The 23,392-nt window shown below is 65.2% G+C and carries 27 protein-coding genes; 12 read left to right on the top strand and 15 right to left on the bottom strand.

Going from position 1 to position 23,392, the window contains the following annotated elements; translation table 11 throughout:
* The 3 genes from KF759_RS04675 to KF759_RS04665 form a co-directional block, all read left to right on the top strand.
* On the top strand, nucleotides 1-657 hold a 657-nt coding region (locus KF759_RS04675), incomplete at its 5' end, for a hypothetical protein (protein WP_291223243.1).
* Between the two features lie 247 nt (nucleotides 658-904).
* Nucleotides 905-1,288, top strand: a complete 384-nt coding sequence (gene apaG / locus KF759_RS04670; RefSeq protein WP_291223242.1) for a Co2+/Mg2+ efflux protein ApaG — start codon at nucleotides 905-907, stop codon at nucleotides 1,286-1,288.
* Complete coding sequence (locus KF759_RS04665) at nucleotides 1,288-2,136, top strand: symmetrical bis(5'-nucleosyl)-tetraphosphatase (RefSeq protein WP_291223241.1); 849 nt, start codon at nucleotides 1,288-1,290, stop codon at nucleotides 2,134-2,136. The genes apaG and KF759_RS04665 overlap by 1 nt, the downstream gene beginning before the upstream one ends.
* A gap of 89 nt (nucleotides 2,137-2,225) precedes the next feature.
* Here the strand turns inward: KF759_RS04665 and KF759_RS04660 are convergent, their stop codons facing one another.
* The 8 genes from KF759_RS04660 to KF759_RS04625 all read right to left on the bottom strand — a co-directional run bounded on the left by KF759_RS04660 (nucleotide 2,226) and on the right by KF759_RS04625 (nucleotide 8,359).
* Nucleotides 2,226-2,717: a dihydrofolate reductase gene (locus tag KF759_RS04660; protein WP_291223248.1), complete on the bottom strand. Its 492-nt coding sequence runs from the start codon at nucleotides 2,715-2,717 to the stop codon at nucleotides 2,226-2,228.
* Between the two features lie 14 nt (nucleotides 2,718-2,731).
* On the bottom strand, nucleotides 2,732-3,526 hold the full coding sequence (locus KF759_RS04655; RefSeq protein ID WP_291223240.1) for a thymidylate synthase: 795 nt from the start codon (nucleotides 3,524-3,526) through the stop codon (nucleotides 2,732-2,734).
* The gene (gene lgt / locus KF759_RS04650; RefSeq protein ID WP_291223239.1) at nucleotides 3,526-4,407 is read right to left on the bottom strand and encodes a prolipoprotein diacylglyceryl transferase; all 882 of its coding nucleotides are present in this window, start codon (nucleotides 4,405-4,407) and stop codon (nucleotides 3,526-3,528) included. The genes KF759_RS04655 and lgt overlap by 1 nt, the downstream gene beginning before the upstream one ends.
* 7 nt (nucleotides 4,408-4,414) lie before the next feature.
* Nucleotides 4,415-5,608 (bottom strand): class I SAM-dependent rRNA methyltransferase, encoded by a 1,194-nt coding sequence (locus KF759_RS04645; RefSeq protein WP_345777419.1) that lies wholly within the window; start codon nucleotides 5,606-5,608, stop codon nucleotides 4,415-4,417.
* Nucleotides 5,609-5,699: 91 nt separating this feature from the next.
* Nucleotides 5,700-6,188 (bottom strand): TPM domain-containing protein, encoded by a 489-nt coding sequence (locus tag KF759_RS04640; protein ID WP_291223237.1) that lies wholly within the window; start codon nucleotides 6,186-6,188, stop codon nucleotides 5,700-5,702.
* Entirely contained in the window at nucleotides 6,188-7,096 is a 909-nt protein-coding gene (locus tag KF759_RS04635) for a TPM domain-containing protein (RefSeq protein WP_291223236.1), read from the bottom strand. The genes KF759_RS04640 and KF759_RS04635 overlap by 1 nt, the downstream gene beginning before the upstream one ends.
* A 189-nt stretch (nucleotides 7,097-7,285) precedes the next feature.
* A complete protein-coding gene (locus KF759_RS04630; protein WP_291223235.1) occupies nucleotides 7,286-7,894 on the bottom strand; it encodes a LemA family protein in 609 nt (202 codons plus the stop codon).
* Nucleotides 7,895-7,996: 102 nt separating this feature from the next.
* Complete coding sequence (locus KF759_RS04625) at nucleotides 7,997-8,359, bottom strand: diacylglycerol kinase (RefSeq protein ID WP_291223234.1); 363 nt, start codon at nucleotides 8,357-8,359, stop codon at nucleotides 7,997-7,999.
* A 294-nt stretch (nucleotides 8,360-8,653) separates the two neighbouring features.
* Here KF759_RS04625 and KF759_RS04620 point away from each other — a divergent pair, with 294 nt between their 5' ends.
* The 4 genes from KF759_RS04620 to KF759_RS04605 all read left to right on the top strand — a co-directional run bounded on the left by KF759_RS04620 (nucleotide 8,654) and on the right by KF759_RS04605 (nucleotide 13,095).
* Nucleotides 8,654-9,316: a phosphatase PAP2 family protein gene (locus tag KF759_RS04620; RefSeq protein ID WP_291223233.1), complete on the top strand. Its 663-nt coding sequence runs from the start codon at nucleotides 8,654-8,656 to the stop codon at nucleotides 9,314-9,316.
* A 48-nt stretch (nucleotides 9,317-9,364) separates the two neighbouring features.
* On the top strand, nucleotides 9,365-10,870 hold the full coding sequence (locus KF759_RS04615; protein ID WP_291223232.1) for an oligopeptide:H+ symporter: 1,506 nt from the start codon (nucleotides 9,365-9,367) through the stop codon (nucleotides 10,868-10,870).
* Between the two features lie 108 nt (nucleotides 10,871-10,978).
* Entirely contained in the window at nucleotides 10,979-11,680 is a 702-nt protein-coding gene (locus KF759_RS04610) for a response regulator transcription factor (protein WP_291223231.1), read from the top strand.
* A 26-nt stretch (nucleotides 11,681-11,706) separates the two neighbouring features.
* Complete coding sequence (locus KF759_RS04605) at nucleotides 11,707-13,095, top strand: ATP-binding protein (RefSeq protein ID WP_291223230.1); 1,389 nt, start codon at nucleotides 11,707-11,709, stop codon at nucleotides 13,093-13,095.
* A gap of 26 nt (nucleotides 13,096-13,121) precedes the next feature.
* Here KF759_RS04605 and KF759_RS04600 read toward each other — a convergent pair whose 3' ends face one another.
* Nucleotides 13,122-13,784, bottom strand: coding sequence for a phosphotransferase (locus tag KF759_RS04600; RefSeq protein WP_291223229.1), 663 nt, complete (start codon nucleotides 13,782-13,784; stop codon nucleotides 13,122-13,124).
* A gap of 86 nt (nucleotides 13,785-13,870) precedes the next feature.
* On the opposite strand from KF759_RS04600, the gene KF759_RS04595 reads away from it, so the two are divergent.
* Complete coding sequence (locus tag KF759_RS04595) at nucleotides 13,871-14,527, top strand: energy transducer TonB (protein ID WP_291223228.1); 657 nt, start codon at nucleotides 13,871-13,873, stop codon at nucleotides 14,525-14,527.
* 78 nt (nucleotides 14,528-14,605) lie between these two features.
* Entirely contained in the window at nucleotides 14,606-15,094 is a 489-nt protein-coding gene (locus KF759_RS04590; protein WP_291223227.1) for a DUF456 domain-containing protein, read from the top strand.
* Nucleotides 15,095-15,104: 10 nt separating this feature from the next.
* Here KF759_RS04590 and KF759_RS04585 read toward each other — a convergent pair whose 3' ends face one another.
* The 3 genes from KF759_RS04585 to KF759_RS04575 all read right to left on the bottom strand — a co-directional run bounded on the left by KF759_RS04585 (nucleotide 15,105) and on the right by KF759_RS04575 (nucleotide 17,775).
* Nucleotides 15,105-15,767 carry a hemolysin III family protein gene (locus KF759_RS04585; RefSeq protein WP_291223226.1) on the bottom strand — a complete coding sequence of 221 codons (663 nt, stop codon included), beginning with the start codon at nucleotides 15,765-15,767 and terminating at the stop codon, nucleotides 15,105-15,107.
* Nucleotides 15,768-15,868: 101 nt separating this feature from the next.
* Entirely contained in the window at nucleotides 15,869-16,711 is an 843-nt protein-coding gene (locus KF759_RS04580) for a hypothetical protein (RefSeq protein ID WP_291223225.1), read from the bottom strand.
* A gap of 128 nt (nucleotides 16,712-16,839) precedes the next feature.
* Nucleotides 16,840-17,775, bottom strand: a complete 936-nt coding sequence (locus KF759_RS04575) for a hypothetical protein (RefSeq protein ID WP_291223224.1) — start codon at nucleotides 17,773-17,775, stop codon at nucleotides 16,840-16,842.
* A gap of 145 nt (nucleotides 17,776-17,920) precedes the next feature.
* On the opposite strand from KF759_RS04575, the gene KF759_RS04570 reads away from it, so the two are divergent.
* The gene (locus KF759_RS04570; RefSeq protein WP_291223223.1) at nucleotides 17,921-18,484 is read left to right on the top strand and encodes a GNAT family N-acetyltransferase; all 564 of its coding nucleotides are present in this window, start codon (nucleotides 17,921-17,923) and stop codon (nucleotides 18,482-18,484) included.
* 48 nt (nucleotides 18,485-18,532) lie between these two features.
* Here KF759_RS04570 and gap read toward each other — a convergent pair whose 3' ends face one another.
* The 3 genes from gap to KF759_RS04555 all read right to left on the bottom strand — a co-directional run bounded on the left by gap (nucleotide 18,533) and on the right by KF759_RS04555 (nucleotide 21,791).
* Entirely contained in the window at nucleotides 18,533-19,546 is a 1,014-nt protein-coding gene (gene gap, locus KF759_RS04565) for a type I glyceraldehyde-3-phosphate dehydrogenase (protein WP_291223222.1), read from the bottom strand.
* Nucleotides 19,547-19,645: 99 nt separating this feature from the next.
* Nucleotides 19,646-21,433: a TonB family protein gene (locus KF759_RS04560; protein WP_291223221.1), complete on the bottom strand. Its 1,788-nt coding sequence runs from the start codon at nucleotides 21,431-21,433 to the stop codon at nucleotides 19,646-19,648.
* Nucleotides 21,423-21,791, bottom strand: coding sequence for a BlaI/MecI/CopY family transcriptional regulator (locus tag KF759_RS04555; RefSeq protein WP_291223220.1), 369 nt, complete (start codon nucleotides 21,789-21,791; stop codon nucleotides 21,423-21,425). The genes KF759_RS04560 and KF759_RS04555 overlap by 11 nt, the downstream gene beginning before the upstream one ends.
* A 300-nt stretch (nucleotides 21,792-22,091) precedes the next feature.
* Between KF759_RS04555 and KF759_RS04550 the strand changes: the two genes are divergently transcribed.
* Together KF759_RS04550 and KF759_RS04545 are read left to right on the top strand one after the other, a co-directional pair.
* Nucleotides 22,092-22,679 carry a porin family protein gene (locus KF759_RS04550; RefSeq protein WP_291223219.1) on the top strand — a complete coding sequence of 196 codons (588 nt, stop codon included), beginning with the start codon at nucleotides 22,092-22,094 and terminating at the stop codon, nucleotides 22,677-22,679.
* A 378-nt stretch (nucleotides 22,680-23,057) separates the two neighbouring features.
* On the top strand, nucleotides 23,058-23,327 hold the full coding sequence (locus KF759_RS04545) for a hypothetical protein (RefSeq protein WP_291223218.1): 270 nt from the start codon (nucleotides 23,058-23,060) through the stop codon (nucleotides 23,325-23,327).
* The last annotated feature ends 65 nt before the right edge of the window (nucleotides 23,328-23,392 follow it).

Genomic DNA, 23,392 nt, shown 5'->3' with positions numbered 1-23,392 from the left:
GAGCCCGACCCGGGCTTGGTCGAAATCTCGGCCGCAGACTATCCGAGTTACCAGCGCGCGCATGCCGATGCCTGCACCAAACCCATGGCTGCCCTGGGCTATGTGCATCTGGGCGATGTCGAGGCGCAGGGCTTGACCCAGTCCTTGGGACAGTCCGCGCTGGTGCGCCTGTTCGTCCATCCCGAGTTCGGCAGCGCCGCTGCCTTTGCGCTCAAGCCAAAGTGGCCGGGCCTGGTCGGCTTCGTGCTGGCGTTCGTGACCGGCAAGTGGAAGACCGCGCGCATGCTCGAATGCATGACGCGCTTCGAAGATGGGGTGTTCATGGGCAGTCGCGCGGCCGGCCCGGATCCGTTCGACAACAATGGCGATCCGCGCATCGCACTCGAAACCCTGCCGGCCAAGGCCACGCCCAAGCAGGTCACCCAACGTCACATCGAGCGCGTCAAGGCGCGCTTGGCCGAAGGCCATGCCGTGTCCGTGGTCGACTCGATTGCCACGGTCGACCAGCATTGGGCCGAAAACACGGCAATCAAACGCGAATATCGCCAAAGCATCGGCTACATTACCGATGCGGAAATGCGCACGATACTCGGTGCTCACCATGACCGCCTGGCCGGCAAGATTCGCGCGCGACTCAAAGCCTTGGCGAGCACCTGACGCCACTGCGTACCACAGCGCGCGATCCAACTCCCGGCGCGACCGCGTTCGCGCACGGTGCGCACGGGAAAGCTCCCCGCCAAGCGTGGCAGGCGCGGCGTTGCGCACTGGCTCGGGTTTCCAGCACCAGCGCTCGCCGCCACACACCCGCGGGATCTGCAGTCCATTCACGTGCCACCGCGTACCCGCCTGCCCGGCTTCACGCATGGCTTGCCGGCGGCGCGCCAGTCGCTGAAAATCCGTGACCATGAGCAGCAAGAAACCCTACGACATTTCGATTTCGGTCGACACGCGCTTTCTCGACGACCAGTCGGCTCCGCACGAGAACCGCTACGCCTTCGCCTACCGCATCACCATCGCCAATCACGGCACGGTCGGTGCGCGCCTGCTGTCGCGCCACTGGGTCATCACCGACGCCAACGGCAAGGTGCATGAAGTGCGCGGCGACGGTGTGGTCGGGGAACAGCCGTGGATGAAACCGGGCGAAGGCTATGAATACACCTCGGGCGCAGTGATCGAGACCGATCTGGGCACGATGCGCGGCAGCTATCAGATGGTTGCCGACGACGGCACCCAGTTCGACGCGATGATTCCAACTTTCGTGCTGACGACGCCGCGGACCTTGCACTGATGGCCACGTGGGCGATCGGCGACGTCCAGGGCTGCCACGACGAACTGCTCCGCCTGATCGACAAGCTCGCCTTCGATCCCGCGCGCGACACACTGTGGTTCTGCGGCGACCTCGTCAATCGCGGCGGCCAGTCTCTCGCTGTATTGCGCACGATCAAGTCGCTGGGCGAGCGAGCGATCGTCGCACTCGGCAACCACGACCTGTCGCTGCTGGCGATCGCGCAGCGCAAACGCGAGGATCAGGCACGCGTCAACCCCGAGCTGCGCGAAGTGCTATTCGCACCCGATCACGAGGAACTGCTCACCTGGCTGCGTACGCGCAAGCTCGTGCATGTCGATCGTGAGCTCGGTTTCCTGCTCGTGCATGCCGGATTGTTTCCGCGCTGGAGCACGCAACAGGCCGAGGCGATCGCGCGCGAGATCGAGGACAAGCTGCATGGCGAGGCGCACCGGCGCCTGCTCAAGCAGATGTTCGGCAACAAGCCCGACCTGTGGACTTCGCGCCTGCATGGCATCGATCGCTGGCGCGCCGGCATCAACGTGTTCACGCGCATGCGCTATGTCGACGTGCGTGGCCGCATCGCCTTCGGCGCCAAGGGCAAACCCGGCACGCAGAAGCCCGGTCTGTATCCCTGGTTTGCCGTGCCCGGCGTGGTTGAACGCGATCTGCGCATAGTCTGCGGCCACTGGTCGATGCTCGGTCGCTTCGCCGGACTTGGCGTGTACGCACTCGACACCGGCTGCGTCTGGGGCGGCGCGCTCACCGCCTTGCGCCTGGACGGCGAAGAAGCGCAGTACGTGACGATCCAGTCCGATCGAAAACCACCGCCGGGCAAGGAACAAGACTGAAGCGCTGATCGTTTCGGCTCAGGGGCCGCCGCTTGCTTGCACGCGCTCACGGGTGGGTCCGTGGCCGGCCATGCCTCGCGGCCGGGTGCTCACGCGCCGCTCTGCCGGCGTTCGTAATCGACGAAGTTCATCGCATGCGCATGGCGCGCATCTACAGCGTGGTGTTCGCGTGCGACTTCGTGCCACTCGCGCGGGTCGATGGCCGGGAACCAGGTGTCGGCTGCATCGACCTGTGCATCGACCCAGGTCAGGTGCAGATGCGTAGCCAGCGGCAGTGCGAGCGCATAGACCTCGCCGCCGCCGATCACCGCAAGTTCCTCGGCGCCAGCGCGATCGAGCGCGGCGGCGACCGAGGCCACGACCTGTTGCTGCGGGTACGGCGCCTGCGCGCCGCGCGTGAGCACGAGGTTGAGGCGCCCGGGCAACGCGCGGCCGATCGCGAGCGCGGTCTTGCGGCCCATGAGCACGGGCTTGCCGAGCGTGAGCGCCTTGAAGCGCTTGAGATCCTCGGGCAGGTGCCAGGGCATCGCGCCGTCGCGCCCGATCGCGCGATTGCGATCGAGCGCGGCAATCAGGCTGATGCGAGCGGGCCGGCTCACACCGCCACCGGTGCCTTGATCGCCAGATGCGGCGTGTAACCTTCGATCGTGATGTCCTCGAAGCGGAACGCGTCGAGCAAGCGCACTGCGGGATTGAGCGACAGTTGCGCCAACGGCCTCGGCTCGCGCGTGAGCTGTTCGCGCGCCTGTTCGAAATGATTGGAATACAGGTGCGCATCGCCGAGCGTGTGCACGAAGTCACCGGGCGCGAGATCGCAGACCTGCGCGACCATGTGGGTGAGCAGCGCGTAGCTGGCGATGTTGAACGGCACGCCGAGAAAGATGTCAGCCGAACGCTGGTAGAGCTGGCACGAGAGCCGACCACCAGCAACGTAGAACTGGAACATCGTGTGGCAGGGTTGCAGCGCCATCGCCGGCAGATCGGCGACGTTCCACGCGCTCACGATGAGGCGGCGCGAATCTGGATTGCGCCGGATCTCCTCGACGATGGTGGCGATCTGGTCGATGCTGCGGCCATCGGGCGCGGCCCATGCACGCCACTGCTTGCCGTAGACGGGCCCGAGCTCACCCTGTTCATCGGCCCACTCGTCCCAGATCGAGACGCCGTGTTCCTTGAGATAGGCGATATTGGTCTGCCCGCGCAGAAACCAGATCAACTCGTGGATGATCGAGCGCAGGTGCAGCCTCTTGGTCGTCACCAGCGGAAAACCCTGCGCGAGATCGAAGCGCATCTGCCAACCGAACACGCTGCGCGTGCCGGTGCCGGTGCGATCAGACTTTTCGGTGCCGTGTTCGAGCACATGGCGCAGCAGGTCGAGATACTGGCGCATCAATTGTCCCCGTCGGCAGCGGCGACCACCTGCGGCTGCAGGGTCGGCGCATGACGCGAGCGCCACAACAGGAACAGGCCGAGCAGGACAAGCGGCAAGGACAGTACCTGCCCCATCGTCAGCCAGCCGAAGGCGAGGTAGCCGAGCTGAACATCGGGTACACGCACGAATTCGACGAGGAAACGAAACACGCCGTAGAGCAGTGCAAACCAGCCCGATACCGCATAGCGCGGGCGCGGCTTGCGCGAGTACAGGACCAGCAGCGTGAACATCACCACGCCCTCGAGTGCGAATTCGTAGAGCTGGGTCGGATGACGCGCAAAGGCTTCAAGTTCACCGGCCTGGTATGCGGCGAGCAGCGCTGCGTGCGAGCGCTCGGCCAGCTCCGGTGCCGCCGGAAAGATCATGCCCCAGGGCCGTTGCGTGAAGTCGCCCCACAATTCCCCATTGATGAAATTGCCCAGACGACCGAGGCCAAGCCCGATCGGCACCAGCGGCGCGACGAAGTCGATGGTGTCGAAAAAATGCAGTTTCTGCGCGCGCGACCACAGCCAGCCGGCGAGCAGCACGCCGAGCAGGCCGCCATGAAACGACATGCCGCCGTCCCAGACCTTGAACACATCGAGCGGATGCGCGAGGTATTGGCCGAAGTTGTAGAACACTACGTAGCCGATGCGGCCACCGAGGATCACGCCGAGCATGACGTAAAAGGCGAGATCGGCAAACGCATCGCGCGTGACCGGCAGGCGGCCCGCGGCGAGTCGCCGCTGGCCCAGCCACCAGGCGCCGGCAAAGCCGCCCAGATACATGAGTCCGTACCAGTGCACCTGCACCGGGCCGAGGGCGATGGCGACGGGATTGAAATCGACGAGGTAATGCATCGGTGGATTATGCCGGCAGCACGCGGCAGATGAAGCCCTTGAGGTATTCGGTTTCGGCGATCGCCGGATGCACCGGATGATCGGGCGCCTGTTGCAACGCGATCAGCATCTGCACCTGGCGATCCAGATGGCGTGCGCCTTGTTGCACGCCGTCGAGCAGGGCCGCGCGCGGCAGGTGGTGCGAGCACGAGCAAGTGACGAGCAGGCCGTCACGCGCGAGCACCTGCATCCCCAATTCGTTGAGACGTCGATAGGCGAGCCGGCCTTCGGCGGCGTCCTTCTTGCGCTTGATGAAGGCGGGCGGATCGAGGATCACCACGTCGAAGCGCTCGCGCGCTTCGCGCAGCGCACGCAGGTGATCGAAGGCATCGGCGCGCAGTGCGCGCACGCGCTCGCCGACACCGTTGCGCTCGGCATTGGCCGCGATTGTTTCCACCGCGGCTGCCGAGGCATCCACGCAGACGACGTCGCTCGCGCCCTCGGCCGCGGCGCGGATGCCCCAGCCGCCGAGATAGGAAAACATGTCGAGTACGCGCTTGCCGGCGACCAGTCGGGCCAGCTGGTCGCGATTCTCGCGCTGGTCGTAGAACCAGCCGGTCTTCTGACCGCCGACCGGGTCGATGCGGAATTCGAGCCTGCCCTCGCGCGCGAACACCTCGCCACCTGGCTCGCCGTGGCCGAGTTCGACCACCTCGGCGAGATGTTCGAGTGCGCGGATCCCGGCATCGTTCTTCCACCACAGCTGGCGCGGCTTGATCACCTTGACCAAGGCATCGCGGATTTCGTCCTTGCGCCGATCCATGCCTGCGGTGGTCGCCTGCGCCACCAGCACATCGCCGAAGCGGTCGACGGTGAGGCCCGGCAGGCCATCGGCCTCGCCAAACACGAGACGATAGTATGGCTGCGCGTAAAGCCGCTCGCGCAGCGACAGCGCGACATTGAGCCGATGCACGATCAGCGAAGTATCGAGTGCGTGTTCGAGGCCACGCGCGACCAGGCGCGCGGCGATCAGCGAATTGGGATTGACGTAGCCGACACCGATCGCCTTGCCGCGATGATCGACGATCGCGCAGGCATCGCCCGGTGCAAAGCCGGTCAGCGGCGAGCGCTCGACATCGACCTCGTTGGAAAACACCCACAGGTGTCCCGCGCGCAGGCGCGCGTCCTCGCCGCGCTTGAGGAACAGCGCCGGATATTCAATCGTTTCGCTCATGGATCAATCCGTGCAGCAGAACGTGCACGCTAGCGCCTTGGCGCGCGCGCAACAAGTCCGTGAGGCGCGACGTCACGGTTCACAGCACCACCGGGCGATCGGGCAACTCGTCGCGATCGGTGCTGCCATCGGCAGGAAACGCCGAGACGAGAATCGCACTGATCGCCTCGATGCCGGCAATGGCGCCGCGCTCAAATTCACCGGCACCGAAATGCTGCTGCATCGTCACGCAGATCTCGTCCCAGCGCGCTTGCGCGACCTTCGCTGCGATGCCGCGGTCGGCGACGATCTCGATCGCGCGCTCGGCGAGCAGCACGTAGACCAGCACGCCGGTATTGTGCTCTGTGTTCCATACACGCAAATGACTGAACACTTCGCGCGCGCGATCGCGCGCACCGCCCCCGCGCCACAGATGGGCAAGGCTCAAGCTGCCTTCAACCGCGAACACGATCTCGCCGTGATGCTGCGTCTCGCTGGCATGGATCGCATGCTGGATCGCGTCGAGCGTCGACGCAGGAAAGCTGCGCCGCGCGGCGCCCAGATCGAACAGATGGCGCAGGTATCGCATCACCAGCCTCCCGAAGCGCCGCCGCCGGAAAAGCCACCGCTGGAGCCGCCGGAAAAGCCGCCACCGCTGGAGCCACCACCACCCCAACTGCCGCCACCGCCGCTCCAGCCGCCGCCACCACTGAATCCACCCCAGCCCCCGCCGCGACTGGCCATCCCGCCGCCTCCTGCACCCAGCAAGCCCACAAACAAACCCACCACGCCGAACAGGATGCCGATCTCGATCGCGCCGCTGATCAACCAACCAGCGCCCATGCTGACTGCAGCAACCAGCAGCACGCGCAGCAATACGGGAAACCCATTGAACACGACACGCGCCCACAACATGGCAAACAAGCCAAACATCATCGTGCTGCCGAACGGATCATCTGCTCCGCGTTCGTCGGCCAGCGGTGCCGGCAGGGGCTCGTCGTTGATGAGTTTCGTCAGCGCGCCCACTGCGTCCTCGATGCCGCCGGCATAGTCGCCGGCGCGGAACCGGGGCGTGATGTACTCGCGGATGATGCGTGCTGCCGCTGCATCGGGGATCGCACCTTCCATGTCCTGGCCCACCTCGATGCGCACGCGGCGATCATCCTTGGCCACGATCAGCAGCACGCCGTCGTGGGTCTTGCCATCGCTGCGCGAAAGCCGCCAGGCATCGGTGACGCGGATGCTGTACTGGGCGATGTCCTCGGGCTGCGTGGTCGACACCAGCAGCACCGCCACGCGTGAGCCCTTGGCCTTCTCCAGCGCTTCCAGCTCGCCCGCGAGCTTGGTCTTCTGCTGCGCGTCGAGCGTGCCGGTGAGGTCGGTCACGCGTTCCCCGAACGAAGGGATCGGCTGCAGGGCGCCGTCGGCAGCGATGGCGACGCCTGCCGCAAGCGCCAGTGCGACGAGAAAAACCAGGGTGCGCAACAGTCGTTTCACGCAAGTTGTCCACGTAATGGATAGGGGCCGGCTTCGCCAGGACGCTTGCTCGCGCATTCCGGCGCTCGTGCAGGAACGGCGTCACGCGGGAGCGCTAAATCACGCGGCCCGAGAATCCATGCGCAAGAGCGGCAACCGCCGCGATGCTTGCCTTTCGGAGCCATCGCCGATGAAGCCTTTCCTACAGGTTCATTGCGACGGTTGCGCGGGCTTGGAGAAATCGACCGTCGGCGCGGTCGAGATCTGCTTTTCGTTCTCGACCGAGAAGTTCGCCTTGGGCTTGTAGCCGAACATCTTCGCGGTGAGGTTGGTCGGGAACGAGCGGATGTAGGTGTTGTAGTCCTGAATCAGCCCGATGTAACGGTTGCGGGCCACGGTGACGCGATTCTCGGTGCCTTCGAGCTGGGCCTGCAGGTTCTGGAACAGGCCGTCAGCCTTGAGCTGCGGATAGTTCTCCGAAACCACCATCAGGCGCGAAAGCGCGCTGGACAGCTCGCCCTGTGCCTGCTGGAACGCCTTCATCTTGCTCTCGTCCGACAGATCATCGGCGGTGAGGTTGATTTGGCCGACCTTGGCGCGCGCCTCGGTCACCTGGGTGAACACGCTCTCCTCGTGCTGCGCATAGCCCTTGACGGTGTTGACGAGGTTGGGCACGAGGTCCGCACGGCGCTGGTACTGATTGAGCACCTCGGACCAGCCGGCCTTGACCGCCTCGTCCTTCGACTGGATCTGGTTGTAGCCGCAGCCGCCCAACATGAGCAGTGCGAGCAGCAGGGTGAGCAATCGGATCGCGCGCATGGTTCCTCCGCCATCAACGGCACGGGCAAGCCCCGGAGCGCGCACTGTGCGACCAGCGTGCACGCCGTGCAAGGGGCAACCGGGCTGGCGGGATCGCCCGGCTCAACGCCAGAGGATCAGACCCCAGCACAGCACGGCATTGATCATCAGCACGAATACCGCAGCCGAACCCATGTCCTTGGCGCGGCCGGCCAGTTCGTTGAACTCGGGACTGGTTCTGTCGACCACCGCCTCGATTGCCGAGTTGAGCAGTTCCGCCGAGAGCACGAACAGCAGACAGCCAACGAGGATCGCACGCTCGATGCCGTTGCGCCCGAGCCACAGCCCGAGCGGGCACAGCACCACGAACAGATAACCTTCGAGGCGAAATGAGGCTTCATGTCGCCATGCTGCGCGTATGCCCTGCATGGACCATATGAACGCCCGCGCCATCTGGCGCGGTCCCCTGGCTTCGGTGCTCGGCATGCCTGCCATTTCCCCTGATCGAAAATGCCGCGCGATGGCCTTGCTCGACCGCGAAGGCTTGAATGCCACCACGTGGATCGTCGAAGATCGACCCGGCCCGCCCGCGGCTGGAACGCGCCGGATGATGCCATAACCCCGACGACACGGTCGAAAGGGACAGCATTTTGGGGATTGGACGATGTTGCAAGTGACGATCATGCAGTGCGGCCCGGACCGCGCGAACAACGACTTGCTGCACGGACGCAGCCGCGGCAGCGCCAAGCGTGCGTGCAGGCGCACGGCCGGGCATGCCGGATGAACCGCCGCTTCCTGGCCTGGATTGCGGCCTGTTTCGCCGTTCTGCTTGCAGTCGGCCTGCTTGGCGCCGATCGCTCGCTCGCGCAATGGGTGCGTGCCGGCGGCTACGAGAACCTGCCTGCGCTGACCGCAACACTCAACACGCTCGACACGCTCAGCGGCTTGCATGTCTGGTATTGGCTGGCAGGCTGCATCACGCTCGCATTCGGGCTGATTGCGACGCAGGTGGCGCGCAACGCACGTTGGCCGCGCGTTCTGGTGATGGCAGCGCTGGTGCAGTTTGCAACGATCGGTTCGATGATCCTCGGCAAGGGTCTGTTCGGCCGCCTGCGCCCGGCTGAAGTGCTTGCCAGTGGTGACTGGTCGCAGATCTGGTTCACCGGCGGTGGCAGCTTTCCCTCGGGCCACTCCTCGTTCTACTTCGGCCTGCTGCTGCCGATTGCAGCCGCCTGCCCGCTTTGGTGGCAACGCCTGCTGCTGCTGACGATTCCGCTGTTCGCGATCATCGCCCGCATCGACATGGCCAAGCATTTCCTTTCGGACGTGTCGCTGTCGGCACTGCTGGCGGCCCTGTACGCGCTGCTGCTGGCGACCTTGCTGCGCCACTGGCTGCCGCACGCACCTGCGCAGCCGCGACCAAGCCAGTCCGCGCGCGCTTGACCGCGCCGCGAGCCCCGTCCATTCCTCGCCTTGCCGCGGAGATATCCGATGACCACAGCAGCCCCCCAGAGCCAGACGCGTTCATTTGCCACCGTGTTCCTGATCGAAATGTGGGAACGCTTTGGCTATTACGGCATGCAGGCGCTGATCGTCTACTACATGGTGCAGCGCCTGGGTTTCGACGATGACCGCGCCAATCTGGTGTGGGGCGCGGCAGCGGCATTGATCTACGTGGCGCCGGCGATCGGCGGCTGGATCGGCGACAAGATCCTCGGTACGCGTCGCACGATGCTGCTGGGCGCGGTGATCCTTTCCGCAGGCTACGCCTTGATGGTGGTGCCGACCGAAAGCACCTGGTTCCTGTTCTGCGCGCTCGGCGTGATCGTGGTCGGCAACGGCCTGTTCAAGCCCAATGCCGGCAATCTCGTGCGCAAGATCTACGAAGGTGACGATTCGCGCATCGACAGCGCCTTCACGATCTACTACATGGCGGTCAACCTCGGCGCGATGATTTCGCAGTTGCTCACGCCTTGGCTCAAGGACTACGTCAACCAGGCTTACGGCAACGAACTGGGCTGGCATGTGGCTTTCGCGGTGTGCTCGGTGGGGCTGATCGTGGGTCTGTTCAACTACCTCATCATGCGCGCATCGATGGGGCAGATCGGCTCGGCGCCGGATGCGCAGCCAGTCGACTGGAGCAAGCTCGGCGCCGTGCTCGCGTTGGGCATGGTTGCGGTATTTGCCTCGGCCTACATCCTCGAACACGAGACGGTCGCACGCGCCTTCGTCTATGTTGCCGGAATCGCGGTACTCGCGATCTTCGCCTACCTGATTTCGAGTGGACGCCGCGACGAGCGACCGGGCCTGATCGCCGCACTCGTGCTCACCGTGCAGACGGTGTTCTATTTCGTTTTCTACCAGCAGATGTCGACCTCGCTCAATCTGTTCGCACTGCGCAACGTCGACATGGCCTTCAACGTGTTCGGCGCGCATCTATGGGACTGGTCGCCGGCACAGATCCAGGCCTTCAACCCGATCTGGATCTTCATCCTCAGCCCGATCCTCGCCTGGCTTTACACCTGGGCCGGCAAGCGCAAGCGCGATCTGTCGATTGCCGCCAAGTTCGCCCTCGGATTCGTCATCATCGCCGGCGGCTTCTTCATCTACGGCGCCGCGCAGCATTTCGCCGGGGCCGATGGCAAGGTGTCGTCGTGGCTGATGGTGTGGGGTTATGGCGCGATCTCGTTGGGCGAACTGCTGGTCAGCGGCCTGGGCCTGGCGATGATCGCCCGCTACGTGCCGGCGCGAATGGGCGGCTTCATGATGGGCGCGTGGTTCGTTGCCTCGGGCATCTCCCAATACCTGGGCGGCGTGGTGGCAACCTATGCCAGCGTTCCCAGCGACATCAGCGAACCCCTGCAGACCCTGCCGATCTATACCGCGTTGTTCAACAAGCTCGGCATCGCCGCCTTGGTCTGTACCTTGATCGCGATTGCGGCGCTGCCCTTGATGAAGCGCCTTTCCGATTCGCACCATCGTCAAGGCAGCACCTGACCGGGTCGCTGAGCCAGACGCGCCGATGCATTCGTGCCGGCGCGTAAAGGCATGCAAAGCGGAGCGTGCCCGGAGGCGGCTCCGACAGGCGCCCAGTATGCTTCGCGCATGGCCAATCCCCGCATCCTGCTCGCCGATGACGACGTCGAACTGGCCCAGTTGCTGCGTGATTTCCTAACCCGCGATGGCTTCGACGTCATGCTCGCCCATGATGCCGATTCGGCGCTGGCGGCGGTGCGCACCGGAACCTTCGACGCGCTGGTGCTCGATGTGATGATGCCAGGCCGATCGGGACTGGATGCCCTGCGCGAGCTGCGTCGCGAATCACCCTTGCCGGTGCTCATGCTCACCGCGCTGGGCGAGGACGTCGATCGCATTCTCGGGCTCGAACTGGGTGCCGACGACTATCTGCCCAAGCCCTGCAACCCGCGCGAGCTGGCAGCGCGCCTGCGCGCGGTGTTGCGCCGGGCGCACGGCGAGGGCAGCGAGGTGCTGACCGATCTGCGCAATGGCCCGATCCTGCTGCGCGCAGCTTCGCGCAGTGTCAGCGTCTCCGGCGAGAGCGTCGCCCTGACCGGAACCGAGTTCGACCTGCTGGTGCTGCTGTTGCGCGAGACCGGCCGCGTGGTGAGCAAGGAACGCATTTCGCAAAGCGTGCTCGGTCGCCCGCTCGGTCCGTTCGACCGTTCGATCGACGTGCATGTCTCCAATTTGCGCCGCAAGCTCGGCGATGCGCCCGATGGCGCTTCGCCAATCACCACGATCCATCGCAGCGGCTATCTGCTGCGCCAACTCGGCAACGGCGAGTAAGCGCGGACTTCGGGGCGGCCAAATCGATGATGCAACGTCTGTTCTGGCGGATCTTCGGCGTGCTGTGGATCGCCACCGTGGTGCTGCTGGTCATGTTCGCCTGGGTTGGCACCAGCAACTTCGAAACCGAGAAGATCCCCGGCACCGAAATCACCCGCCTGCAGGCGGCGCTGGACGACCTGCTCGCGCGCACGACCCGCGAATTGCGCCATGACGGCGAGGAAGCCACGCGGCAATGGCTGCGTACAGCCGACGGTTTCGGGCCGGCCCAGGTGTATGTATTCACCGCCGACGGCAAGGAACTGCTCGGCCGCGAGGTTTCGCCGAATGTGCGCGCCGCGGCGGCGCAGGTGCTGGCGAACCTGCGTGCCGACGATCCGGGCAGCAGCGAGACCTACAGCGCCGAGCGTCTGCGCGCCCGCGCGACGCGCACGCGCGGGCATGACACCTATGCGATGGTGGCCGCACGCGAAGGCAGCTTCTTTGCCCGCCTGATGGCGCGACGCCCGACCTGGTTCTGGCAGAACATCCTGGTGGCGATGGCCGCCAGTGCCGCACTCAGCTTGCTGCTGGCCTGGTATGTGTCCTCGCCACTGCAACGCATCCGCGCCAGTACGCATCGGTTCGCGGAAGGCGATCTGGATGCGCGCGTTGGCCGCATCCGCTTCGGCCGCAGCGCCGAAGTGGTGGCATTGGCGACTGAATTCGACGCCATGGCCGAACGCATCAAGACCCTGGTCGAAAGCCATCGCCGGCTTGTCCGCGATGTCTCACACGAACTGCGCTCGCCGCTCGCGCGACAGCGCGTGGCGTTGGAGCTCGCCCGTGACGGTGATTCCGCCCAGGTGCAAGGCTCGCTCGACCGCATCGAACGCGAAGCCGACCGCCTCGAGGGAATGCTGGCGCAATCGCTCGAGCTTTCGCGGCTGGAAACCACCAGCGATGCGCTGGTCGACGACATTGCGCTCGATGCCCTGCTCGAGGACGTGATCCTCAACGCCGACTACGAAGGCGCGCTGCGCAGCCGCAAGGTCGTGCTGGCCGAACGCGCCCATCTGCAACTGATTGGTTCGCATGCGGCGCTCTACAGCGCGTTCGAGAATGTGATCCGCAATGCCCTGGCCTACACCGCCGACGGCAGCACCGTCGTCGTGCGCCTTCTGCGCGAGGGCGATGTTGCGCACATACTCGTGCGCGACCGTGGCCCAGGCGTCGCCGATCCGGAACTGGCGCGGATCTTCGAACCGTTCTACCGCACCGACAGCGCGCGCACGCGCGGCAGCGGCGGCACCGGCCTTGGCTTGGCGATCGCAGCGCGCGCGATCAAGCGCCATCGCGGTTCGATCCAGGCCCGCAATGCCGAGGGCGGCGGGCTCGAAGTCACGATCAAGCTGCCGCTGAAAACCACGCGCTGATCGCGATCCGGCAATCGCCACCCGATTCAGGGCTTGGGCCCCTGCCCTTCGTTGTCTTCCCAGCGCAGCAGCCGACGGGTGACGAAGCGATAGACCGGCTTGCCGGTCGCAAACCAGGCCGAACGCAGCCACGAGTGCCGCTTGAGAATGCGCCGCTCGGTCGGTGTCAGCGCGGCCGGGCAATAGGTGCGTTTGTGCTTGAGCAGGTGCCGCAGGTCTTCGCGTGCGAGCAGGCGCATCCAGCGCGCACGCGGCCTGCCACAGGTCGCCAACTGGAAATCGATCAGCGCGGGCAAGCCATCTTCGCGCACCAGCCAATTGGCTTCCTTGGCCAGATCGTTGTGGGCGATGCCGCGGCGATGCACCTGCTGCAGCAAGCGCCGCGCGGCGCGGAAATAGGCCACATCACCCAACGGCGGACGCTGGTACATGGCCGCGCCCGCCATGAAGCTGCGATCGAGCCAACGTCCGTCCCAACCGAGCAGGCGCGGGGTCGAGGGCAGGCCATCCAGCCGCGCGAGCGCGCGTGCCTCGCGACACGCGAGGAACCACGCGAAACCGCGCAGCCACCACGGCGTGGCGCCCAGATCCCGCCGCACGAAACGCTGCTCGCCGCTGCCGACCAGCAGGATGCGGCCGAAGCTGTCGGCCTTGAGGACTGCGCTCGATTCATCGGCACCGTGGTTCATCGGCGGCATTGTAGCGGCGCTGCCTCGCGAACCCCGCCGCGCACCTGTCGTCGTTCCCTTGTTCACCACCACGCGGAGGCAAGACCATGCACGCATTCGTGATCGATGAGCTGGACCGCCTCGACGCACGCCGCATCCTTGCCTGGGCCGCGACGATCGCCGCGCATGCCTTGGCCGTGGGCGCCTTTGCCTTGCCGGTGACGCCTCCGGCGCCACGTACGGCAGCGCCGAAGGTCGAAGTCGCATTGCGCATGGAACCCCCTGCGTTGCCTGCACCGCCAGCCGAACCCCTGCCGACGCCGAAGGCAAAACCGGTGCCTGCGCGCACCCCCGAACCGATCGTGCGCGAACCCGCACCGGAAGCCCCGCACGAGCCGATCCAGACCGAGGACCTGACGACGGTGATGCCGACCGCGCGATACGAATCGTCGGATCCACCAGCGGGCGATGACGTGGGCAATGGCGAAACGCGCCCGCTCGCCTATGCCGAGCCGATGCGCCTGCGCTATCCGGCAACCGCGATCCGTGCGCGCACGGAAGGCAAGGTGCTGCTCAAGGTGCGGGTTGATGTCGACGGCAAGGTCGAGCGCATCGAGATCGCACGCAGTTCCGGGCATGCCACGCTCGATGCGGCCGCGCGCGAAGCCGTGCGGCACGCACGCTTCAAACCGGTGCTGCGCGATGGCATTGCGGTGCCCGCCTGGGGTTTGGTGCCGATCGCGTTTCGCCTCGATCAGGCCTGAATGGCTGTTGGCGCAAGGCTGGGGATCCTCGCCGCCTTGCGCTATCGTGCGCGCACTCCTTGCGCACAGACGGATACGATGACCCTGCATTGGTTGTGGTATGTGCTCGCCGCCCTGCTCGTGATCGTCGGCATCGTCGGTTCGGTGTTGCCGGCACTGCCCGGCGTGCCGCTGGTTTTCATCGGTCTGTTGCTCGCAGCCTGGGCCGATGACTTCCAGCATGTCGGCGCCTGGACATTGATCCTGCTCGGCGCACTGGCCGTGCTCGCCATCGCGATCGACTTCATTGCCGGCGTGCTCGGCGCGAAGAAAGTCGGCGCCAGCCGTCAGGCCGTGATCGGCGCCGCGCTCGGTACCCTGGTCGGAATCTTCCTCGGCCTGCCCGGGATCGTGTTCGGCCCCTTCGTCGGCGCCCTGCTCGGCGAACTTCTCGCCGGCGGCACGTGGCGCAAGGCCGGCGGCGTCGGTGTCGGCGCCTGGCTCGGCTTTGTCGTCGGCTCGCTGGCCAAGCTCGGCCTGTGCGGCGTCATGCTCGGCATCTTCGCCTTCGCGTTTGCCTTGGGTTGAGCGCGCGCGATCACGCCTGCGGCAACACGTAGAGCAGCACGGCGAAAAACTGCAGCACGCTGCCGAGCAAGACGAAACCATGCCACACCGCGTGGCTGTAAGGCAGGCGCTTCCACAGATAGAACGGCACGCCGAACGTATAGGCTGCGCCGCCACCAAACAACAGCCACAGCCCCGGCGTCTCCAGATTCGCGCGCAGCGGTCCGATTGCCAGCAGACCGATCCAGCCGAGCGCAACGTAAAGCGTGGCCATCAACACGCGATTGCGCACACGGCGCAATTCCAGACTGATTCCGGCCAGCGCGAGCGCCCACACCACGACGAACAAGGCGACGCCCCACTTGCCCTGCAAGGTCAGCAGGGTGAACGGTGTGTAGGTGCCGGCGATCAAGAGGAAGATCGCGGCGTGATCGAGCAGGCGCAGCACCAGCTTGGCACGCGCAACCGGTATCCCGTGATAGAGCGTGGAGGCGGTGTAGAGCAGGATCAAGGTCGTGCCATACACGGCAACGCTGACGATCTCGCGCGCGCCACCGCTGCGCACCGCGAAACCGACGAGGGTCGCGAGCCCGGCGATGCTGAGCACGATGCCCAGGCCGTGGATCAGGCTGGACGCCAGTTCCTCGCGCAGGCTGTAGGGCAGCGCAGCGGAATGCGCAGTCGTAGCGACCATGTCGGCTCCTTGGCGGCGCGATGCGGCGCCGCAGCACGACGAACGTAGCGCAAATCCGCGCGCGCCGCCACGTCGCCACGACGCGATCAGCCCAAACGCCTTCAACGTCCAGCGCAGCAGTGCTGGTAGAGGCGCTCGCCTTCGGTTTGCGCGCGGGCGAGGCCTTGTGCGTCGAGGCGCTCGGCGCTCTCCGACATCAGCCATTCCATGTTCGCGCGCTCGTGCGGTGTGGCGCCACTGATCCGCGACACCACGAAGGCGTATGCATAAGCCTGCGCCGGGTCTTTCTCGTAGAGCGGGGAATTCGAAAGCCCGATTTGGGTGTCTGCGTAGATTTCCGCAAGCAAGACCAACGCCCGCTTGTCACCACGACGCGCGGCTTCTCCCAGATACACACGCGCCTTGTCCCGGCGCTCGATCACCTCGTCGATATTTGCCGCAATCGAAGTGAGGTCCTGAAAGTCGTCCAACGCGCCTTCCGCATAGGTGAGCATGGCCCCGACGTCGCCCGCCTGCGCCGCGCGATCGGCAGGGTCGAGCCAATGGTCGAGCAGATCCTTGGGCAGTTTCGCGCAAGCCGCGCGAATCTTCGCATTGCGATCGATGCGTGACTGCGCCACATCGCGCTTCGCTGCAAGATGTTCGTCGGCTCCTGGCTGGTTCCGGGCATCGCTTTCCATGCTTGCCCGATCCAGGTTGTCGAGGAATGCAGCGTGCTCCAAAGCATGCGGCGTGCACGCCTTCAGCCGGCCGGTCAGCTGGACTTGCGCATTCGCATCGCCCGCGTCGCTCCATTTTCGAAGCTCCGCCACGGCCTCTTCGAGCGGCGCGTCCCACTCCGGCAATGCGTGCTGGGGCAAATCAGGCACACGAACGTGTTCGGCAATCCGCGGCGGCGACGCCTTGCGCTCCGCTGCCTTGGGCGTCGACGCTTCGCGCGGCAAGGCTTGCGCGTGCGACGGCACGCCAGGCGCCATCCGCGGCGCGTCGCCCTGACGATGAAACGCAACCCACAGCAGTGCAGCTACCGCAAAACACGCGACAATCCATGCGGTTCGCCGTCCGCTCAGTCTCATCGCCTTGCTCCTCCACCAGCACCGCAACACGCAGCCAGCCGGCGCCCTTGCTCACGCGCGCGGTCGATCGCGCCGGCATCGAGTGTCCTGGACGCGTCGGAAAGCATGACAGCCAGCAATTCGGGCGGCAGATCGCCGGATCGTGGCGTCAATGAATATGCATAGAGATGCGCGTACGCAGCTTCCGGGTTCGGCGGGTAGATACCGTTACCCAGGTACGCTTGCGTCTGCAGCAAGGCCAGCGCGTCGCCCCGCGCCAACGATGACGCGACGTACTCTCGCGCCTGCCGCAAGCGATCGCGCAACGTCTCGGCACCCGCAATGGCGCTGCGCACGTCATAGGCATTGAGCACCGCCCCGCCGTACAAGGCTTGCGCATCGGCGTCGCCAAGCGCGGCTGCGCGCTCGACCCAGCGCAAAGCCTGCGCGGACGCATCTGCCTCGTCGAGGCCCTGGGCGTTTGCGCAGCGGGCCTGCACGAACCTCATCATCGCCTTCAGCAGTGAAGATTGGTCGGCAGGCGAAAGCGACACACCGAGTTCGCCGAGAATGTTGCCACCACGCGCACTGACCTCGACGATCGCATCGTCAATTTTGTCATCGGTCAGTATGGGCAGCTTGTTGCAATGAAGGAACGCCTGCCCGAGCCGGCTTGCCGCACGTGCGTCCCCCGCCTGTGCGCGACGTTCAAGCTCGGCACGCACTTCTGCCAACGGACGATCGTCGAGTGACTCCGAGCGCCCTGCGGCGCTCGTCTGCGGCGTCGTGACCATGGCCGCGCCGGCTTGCGGGCCGGAGGAGGACGTCTCATGCGCAGCTGCCTTCGGCACATCGGTTGGCGCGCCGCCGCGATCCCGTTTCCCGGCAAGCCATCCGCCCGCGATCATCAGGCAGGTCACAGCGATGACCAACGTTGTTCCCTTCTTCATCATGCCTCTGGAAATCCATGCCACAGATGGCGCCATGGCCGCAATACGCCACGCATGGCGCTGCCGCTTCCGCACACGACCAGCCTCTCGACATTATAGTGACAGGCCGCCAATCAATGGCCCGCAGGGACACGTTCGACGCGCCGACATGAATGCCGAATTTCCGGAACTTGCGAGTTCGCGCCTGCGTCTGCGCGCGCTGGCGCTGCACGATGTGGATGCGCTGTTCGCGCTGTACTCCGATCCACAGGTGATGCGCCATTGGAGCCATCTACCCTGGCACGAACCGCAGCAGGCGCTCGCCCACATCGAGCGCATGCAACGCGAGCGCGAGCAGATCGAGCTCTATCCGTGGGCGGCGACGCTTGCCGATGACGATCGCCTGATCGGCACCTGTTCGCTGTTCGCACTGTCACGCGCGCACGCGCGCGCTGAACTCGGTTTTGCGCTGCTGCCGCGCTACTGGGGCCGCGGACTCGCGCGTGAGATGGCGGCGCTCGCCATCGAACACGCCTTCACGAATCTCGGTCTGAGCCGCATCGAGGCCGATATCGATCCGCTCAACAGCGCATCATGTCGGCTGGTCGAACGCCTCGGCTTCCGGCGCGAGGGCCTCTTGCGTGAGCGCTGGCGCGTCGGCGACACCGTGCAGGACTCGGCGATCTACGGCCTGCTCGCACGCGACTGGCGGGGTTCCGGCGGACAGACGTGAAAAGGGCCGGATCAACCGGCCCTGTTTCATAGCCCGTGGCGGAAATTCTCACTTCGCGTTGGCGTAGGCCAGCGTCATGTCGAGCATGCGGTTGGAGAAACCCCACTCGTTGTCGTACCACGACAGCACCTTGACCAGGGTGCCCCCCATCACACGCGTCTGCGTCGAATCGTAGATCGACGACAGCGGGTTGTGATTGAAGTCGATCGATACCAGCGGCTGGGTATTCACGCCGAGGATGCCCTTGAGCCTGCCATTGGCGGCTTCGTTGACTGCGGCGTCGATTTCTTCCTTGCTGGTGGCGCGCGCGGCGACGAAGGACAGGTCGACCACCGAGACATTGATCGTCGGCACGCGCATCGCGAAGCCGTCGAGCTTGCCGTTGAGTTCGGGCAGCACCAGACCCACCGCAGCGGCGGCGCCGGTCTTGGTCGGAATCTGGCTCATCGTCGCACTGCGTGCACGACGCAGATCGGAGTGATAAACGTCGGTGAGCACCTGATCGTTGGTGTAGGCGTGAATCGTCGTCATCAGACCATGCACGATGCCGATCTTCTCGTGCAGCACCTTGGCCAGCGGCGCCAGGCAGTTGGTCGTGCACGAGGCATTGGAGATAACGGTGTGGCTGCCCTTGATCTGCTCGTGGTTGACGCCGTAGACGAAGGTGCCATCCACGTCCTTGTCGCCGGGCGCCGAGATGATGACCTTCTTCGCGCCGGCAGCCAGATGCGCGCCGGCCTTGGCCTTGCTGGTGAACAGGCCAGTGGATTCGAGCACGATGTCCACGCCCAGATCCTTCCACGGCAGCTTGGACGGATCGCGCTCGGCGCAGACCTTGATGCGATCGCCGTTGACAACGAGATCGCCGCCGTTGACGCCGACCTCGCCCGGGAACTTGCCGTGCGCGGTGTCGTATTGGGTCAGGTGGGCATTGGTTTCGGCATTGCCCAGATCGTTGATCGCGACGATCTGGATGTCGTGGGTGCGCTTGGCTTCATACAGTGCGCGCAGCATGTTGCGACCGATGCGGCCATAACCATTGATCGCGACCTTGATTGCCATGAAACAGCTCCTTTTCGAAGACGGGCGGGAGGAAGACGCCCAGTTTAGCGGCCCTGTGCGATTGCCGCACAGAGCCGCTTTGAAGGAGCCAATTTCGAATCAGTGCTTGAGGTCGCCCCGGATCGTGATCGCGTCGAGCGCGCCCTTTTCCGGTGCCGGCGATTCGGACTTCTCGTGCATGGCGAAATCGATTGGCACCAACACATCGCTGGCCACGGCCTTGCCGTGACTGCGCGCAGGCTCGAAGGTCCAGGTCTTGACGGCTGCAACTGCCGAATCGCCCAGAACACCGGCTGCGCTTTCCGGGAAGACATGGTCAACCTTGGCAGCGCTGACCTTGCCATCGACACCGACCGAGACGCGCACGTAGACCGTGCCTTCGGTGCGACTCTTGAGCGCAGCTTCGGGATAGGCCGGCGGCCTCATCGTGCGAAATTGCACACTCTGATCGCCTGATTGCGACCGACGATCCGGTGCGGGCGGTGGCGGCGGGGGCGCGGGCGGCGCGGGAGCAGCCAAGGACGGCGCCGTCGGGGTCGGGGGCGCGGGCGGCGCGGGAGCAGCCAAGGCCGGTGCCGCCGGAGGCGCGGGCGGCAAGGGTGCAGCCCGCGGCGGGGGCGGCGGCACGCCGGGTGGGGCCGGCGGCGGCGGGGGCGCCGCGTTCGTCAATGCCAACTGCCCTTCCACGCGGAAGGCGTCGTGACCCGTTCCATCGACAGCGATGGCAAACGGCTCCCCGGATCTGGCGACGATGCCTGGCGTTGAAACCACGCGTCCGTCTCGACGCAGCGTGGCATCCAGCGCGATATCGCCATCGACGGTCGCATTCGCGGTCATTGCCGCTCGCCAATTGCCATCGGCGACTTCGAATTCACTGCCGAGCGCATGCACGATCCGAATGGGCCTGCCCTGCCTGCCGTCGACATCCAGACGCAAGGTCGCATCGACGCTGCGCCCAGCCGCTGGCGCCGTGGGCGGGCGCGACGATTGGCTCGCCCATGCACCCCAGGCAAATCCGAGGGTCATTGTGACGACGAGACAAAGACCGAACCGGCGCGCAGCGCGCGAGGGTCGGGATTGCTTGAGCATGAGGATTCTCTCCTTCAGAAATTGGTCGGATGGCCAACGGCAACCGACCGGCAATTGCAGCTCCTGCCGCAACTGGCCGGCCAGTTGCACCTTCAACATCGCGTCGGCGTAATGCCGCCGCGCTTCCGGAAAGCGCGCAACCACCACTGCGTCGCAGGCCAGCTCCTGATCAATGCGGAACTTGACGCTTGCGTAATGCAGCAGCGGGTTGAACCAGTTGAGAGCACGCAGCGCGACCGCGAACGCGTTGGCCCAGGCGTCACCGCGGGCACGATGGATCTGTTCGTGGGCGAGTATCAACTCGCGTTCTCGCGCGTCATAGCGAAGATCGAAGTCGACCGGCAACACAATGCGTGGGCGCCAGGCACCGATCAAGGCGGGCCCGGCAAATTCCGAATCCGACTGCACGATGTACGTGCTGTCGCGTGCATGCAAGAGACCCAGGCTGCGCAGATATCGCCGCTGTTGCCGGACAAACAACGCAGCCGCAAGCATGACGCCGGCGAGCCACAAGAACAGCAACACCAAGCGGAAATCAATGGCGTGGGTGGAGGCTTGAGCGGGCGCGGCAATCGCTGCCGGTGCAACGCGCACGATCTCGAGCAGCCTCGAGACCGGCTGCTGTGGTGCCGGCAATGCCATCGCGAAGATGCTGGCAGGCACCAGCAGCCAAGCCGCGTAGGCAAGCTGTGCACCGAAGTGGCGGCGCAGGAACCGCCGCGTGAGCAGTACGAGCAGCACCGCAGCGGAACCGATCAAGGTCATGCGCACCAGCACATCGAAGGCTTCAAGGTTCACGATCGATCTCCTCGATCAGCGCACGAAGTTCATCGATCTCCCGCCTCGACAGTTTTTCACCGCGCGAAAAATGCGCCACCAAGGCCGAGACCTGCCCGCCGTAGAGGCGGTCGAGCAGGCTCTTGCTTTCCTCGTGGACATAATCGGCACGCTTGAGCAAGGGACGATAGAGATACCGACGCCCATCGCGCTCCGCGGCAAGCGCCCCCTTGTTGAGCAAGCGGTTGAGCAGGGTTTTGACCGTCGCTTCCTGCCAGCCATTGGCTGAGCCGATCGCGGCAAAGATCTCCTCGGACGTACGCGGCGCCTGGGTCCAAAGACACTGCATGACGATGCTTTCGGCTTCACTGATGCGCATAGATTTACATCCGTAATCCAAGCGGAAGTTTACGCGCGTAATCGGTCATGTCAATACACCTGCCATGCGCCCCACGGCAGCCGCGCAACGCCAGTACGACCGCCCGCCAAGCGCCACTTCGGCGGCACCCGGATCGACATGAACATTTTATAAACTGCGCGGTATTGTATTTGATCCGATGAACCCCATCCAAGTCGTGCCGGCGGCCCCAAGAACCGCTTGGCGCGACTGAGCATCCAAGCTCCGGATCGGCATTGAGACCTATGCGCCGATCCGATTACCCATTCCCTGGAGTGACCCATGAAGAACATGTTGTTGGCAACTGCCCTTGCATCCGCCCTGTTTGCAATCCCCGCCGCCCATGCGGCCAATGACTCGGGCTTCTTCCTCAATGCCCAGGTCGGACAAGCGGCGCTCGACCGAAACGGTTATGACGGCGACGACACCGGCTACGCCCTCAATGGCGGCTATCGCTGGGCGCTTGCCCCGAACTTCCTGCTTGGCGTGGAAGGCGGCTACACCCATCTGGGTTCGTTCGACCCGAAGGGCGCAATTCCCGCGATCGGCAGCGCCGAGCTCAAGGGCTGGACCGTGGGCGCGAACGCGCATTTCAACATGACCGACAATTGGTACCTGAGCGGCCGCGCAGGCTACTTCCGCTCGGATCTCAAGGGCGGCTACGTGACGAGTTTCGATCCCGCGACCAATGTCTACGGCGTCAGCCATATCGACGACACCAGCAGCAAGTGGTATGCCGGCGTCGGTTTTGGTTACGACTTCAACAACAATTTCAGCATCGGCCTCAATTACGACTACTACAAGGCCGACAAGAACGGGCTTGATCTCAACCCGCGCTTGGTGTCGGTAAGCGGCGAGTACCGCTTCTGATCTGCGCAAGTCGACCCGTTTCCACGCGGATCGCCGAGGCCGGCCTGCACTCGCAGACCGGCCTCGTTGCGTCTTTCAGGTCCGCCGGGCGCCGTTGCGGGCGGGGATGCATGATCGTTGGCAAGGTTCATGCAGTACTACCAGTCAGGCAAGACCTGAAACCCGCAATCCCGCTGGCAGGCGCCCCATTCCAAACCCACTGCTGTCGGAAAGCGCTCCTGATTGTCAGCATCGCCCACGCTCTGCATGCGCAGGACCGGGGCAGCCGCAAGCAGGTTCCGGTTCAGGGCTTTGCCAGGAATGCACCCCAAACCACCGGGTCGAATGTACGCACACCGTGGATACCCTCGTTCGCTTGTCTTGCACTGGAACCTTCCGATGCACGCCGCACATCCCGATCAAATGCAGGCTTTCACGCACAGCACCCAAATCATCCCGCTGCGGATCACTGCCGGCCGGATCGATGATGAACGCACTTGGCGACGCATCGGTCTGCTGATGCGTTCCGCCTTGCTGGTGGCGCTCGTCGCCGGCAGCTCGGCCTGGCTGCTCTCGATCAGCCAACCGAGCGCGCCCGGGGCGGTGCTGCAGCGCCCTGCTCCGGCGCCCACCACCTTTGACAGCAGTCTCAGTCCGCGCGCGCCTTGACAGCGCGACCCTGGCGTTCGACCTGTGCGGCACCACGACGGAACATCAAGCACCGGACACGACAC

The sequence above is a fragment of the Dokdonella sp. genome (genome assembly GCF_019634815.1).
GTDB lineage: Bacteria > Pseudomonadota > Gammaproteobacteria > Xanthomonadales > Rhodanobacteraceae > Dokdonella_A.
The sequence above is the reverse complement of the archived record's forward strand: the minus strand, read 5'-3'. Positions and strand labels throughout refer to the sequence as shown.

Coding starts and splice junctions, on each gene's coding strand:
- apaG (WP_291223242.1), top strand. CDS start 905: ATGAGCAGCAAGAAACCCTACGACATTTCGATTTCGGTCGACACGCGC.
- KF759_RS04665 (WP_291223241.1), top strand. CDS start 1,288: ATGGCCACGTGGGCGATCGGCGACGTCCAGGGCTGCCACGACGAACTG.
- KF759_RS04655 (WP_291223240.1), bottom strand. CDS start 3,526: ATGCGCCAGTATCTCGACCTGCTGCGCCATGTGCTCGAACACGGCACC.
- lgt (WP_291223239.1), bottom strand. CDS start 4,407: ATGCATTACCTCGTCGATTTCAATCCCGTCGCCATCGCCCTCGGCCCG.
- KF759_RS04640 (WP_291223237.1), bottom strand. CDS start 6,188: ATGCGATACCTGCGCCATCTGTTCGATCTGGGCGCCGCGCGGCGCAGC.
- KF759_RS04630 (WP_291223235.1), bottom strand. CDS start 7,894: ATGCGCGCGATCCGATTGCTCACCCTGCTGCTCGCACTGCTCATGTTG.
- KF759_RS04625 (WP_291223234.1), bottom strand. CDS start 8,359: ATGCCGAGCACCGAAGCCAGGGGACCGCGCCAGATGGCGCGGGCGTTC.
- KF759_RS04620 (WP_291223233.1), top strand. CDS start 8,654: ATGAACCGCCGCTTCCTGGCCTGGATTGCGGCCTGTTTCGCCGTTCTG.
- KF759_RS04615 (WP_291223232.1), top strand. CDS start 9,365: ATGACCACAGCAGCCCCCCAGAGCCAGACGCGTTCATTTGCCACCGTG.
- KF759_RS04610 (WP_291223231.1), top strand. CDS start 10,979: ATGGCCAATCCCCGCATCCTGCTCGCCGATGACGACGTCGAACTGGCC.
- KF759_RS04605 (WP_291223230.1), top strand. CDS start 11,707: ATGATGCAACGTCTGTTCTGGCGGATCTTCGGCGTGCTGTGGATCGCC.
- KF759_RS04600 (WP_291223229.1), bottom strand. CDS start 13,784: ATGAACCACGGTGCCGATGAATCGAGCGCAGTCCTCAAGGCCGACAGC.
- KF759_RS04595 (WP_291223228.1), top strand. CDS start 13,871: ATGCACGCATTCGTGATCGATGAGCTGGACCGCCTCGACGCACGCCGC.
- KF759_RS04590 (WP_291223227.1), top strand. CDS start 14,606: ATGACCCTGCATTGGTTGTGGTATGTGCTCGCCGCCCTGCTCGTGATC.
- KF759_RS04585 (WP_291223226.1), bottom strand. CDS start 15,767: ATGGTCGCTACGACTGCGCATTCCGCTGCGCTGCCCTACAGCCTGCGC.
- KF759_RS04575 (WP_291223224.1), bottom strand. CDS start 17,775: ATGATGAAGAAGGGAACAACGTTGGTCATCGCTGTGACCTGCCTGATG.
- KF759_RS04570 (WP_291223223.1), top strand. CDS start 17,921: ATGAATGCCGAATTTCCGGAACTTGCGAGTTCGCGCCTGCGTCTGCGC.
- gap (WP_291223222.1), bottom strand. CDS start 19,546: ATGGCAATCAAGGTCGCGATCAATGGTTATGGCCGCATCGGTCGCAAC.
- KF759_RS04555 (WP_291223220.1), bottom strand. CDS start 21,791: ATGCGCATCAGTGAAGCCGAAAGCATCGTCATGCAGTGTCTTTGGACC.
- KF759_RS04550 (WP_291223219.1), top strand. CDS start 22,092: ATGAAGAACATGTTGTTGGCAACTGCCCTTGCATCCGCCCTGTTTGCA.
- KF759_RS04545 (WP_291223218.1), top strand. CDS start 23,058: ATGCACGCCGCACATCCCGATCAAATGCAGGCTTTCACGCACAGCACC.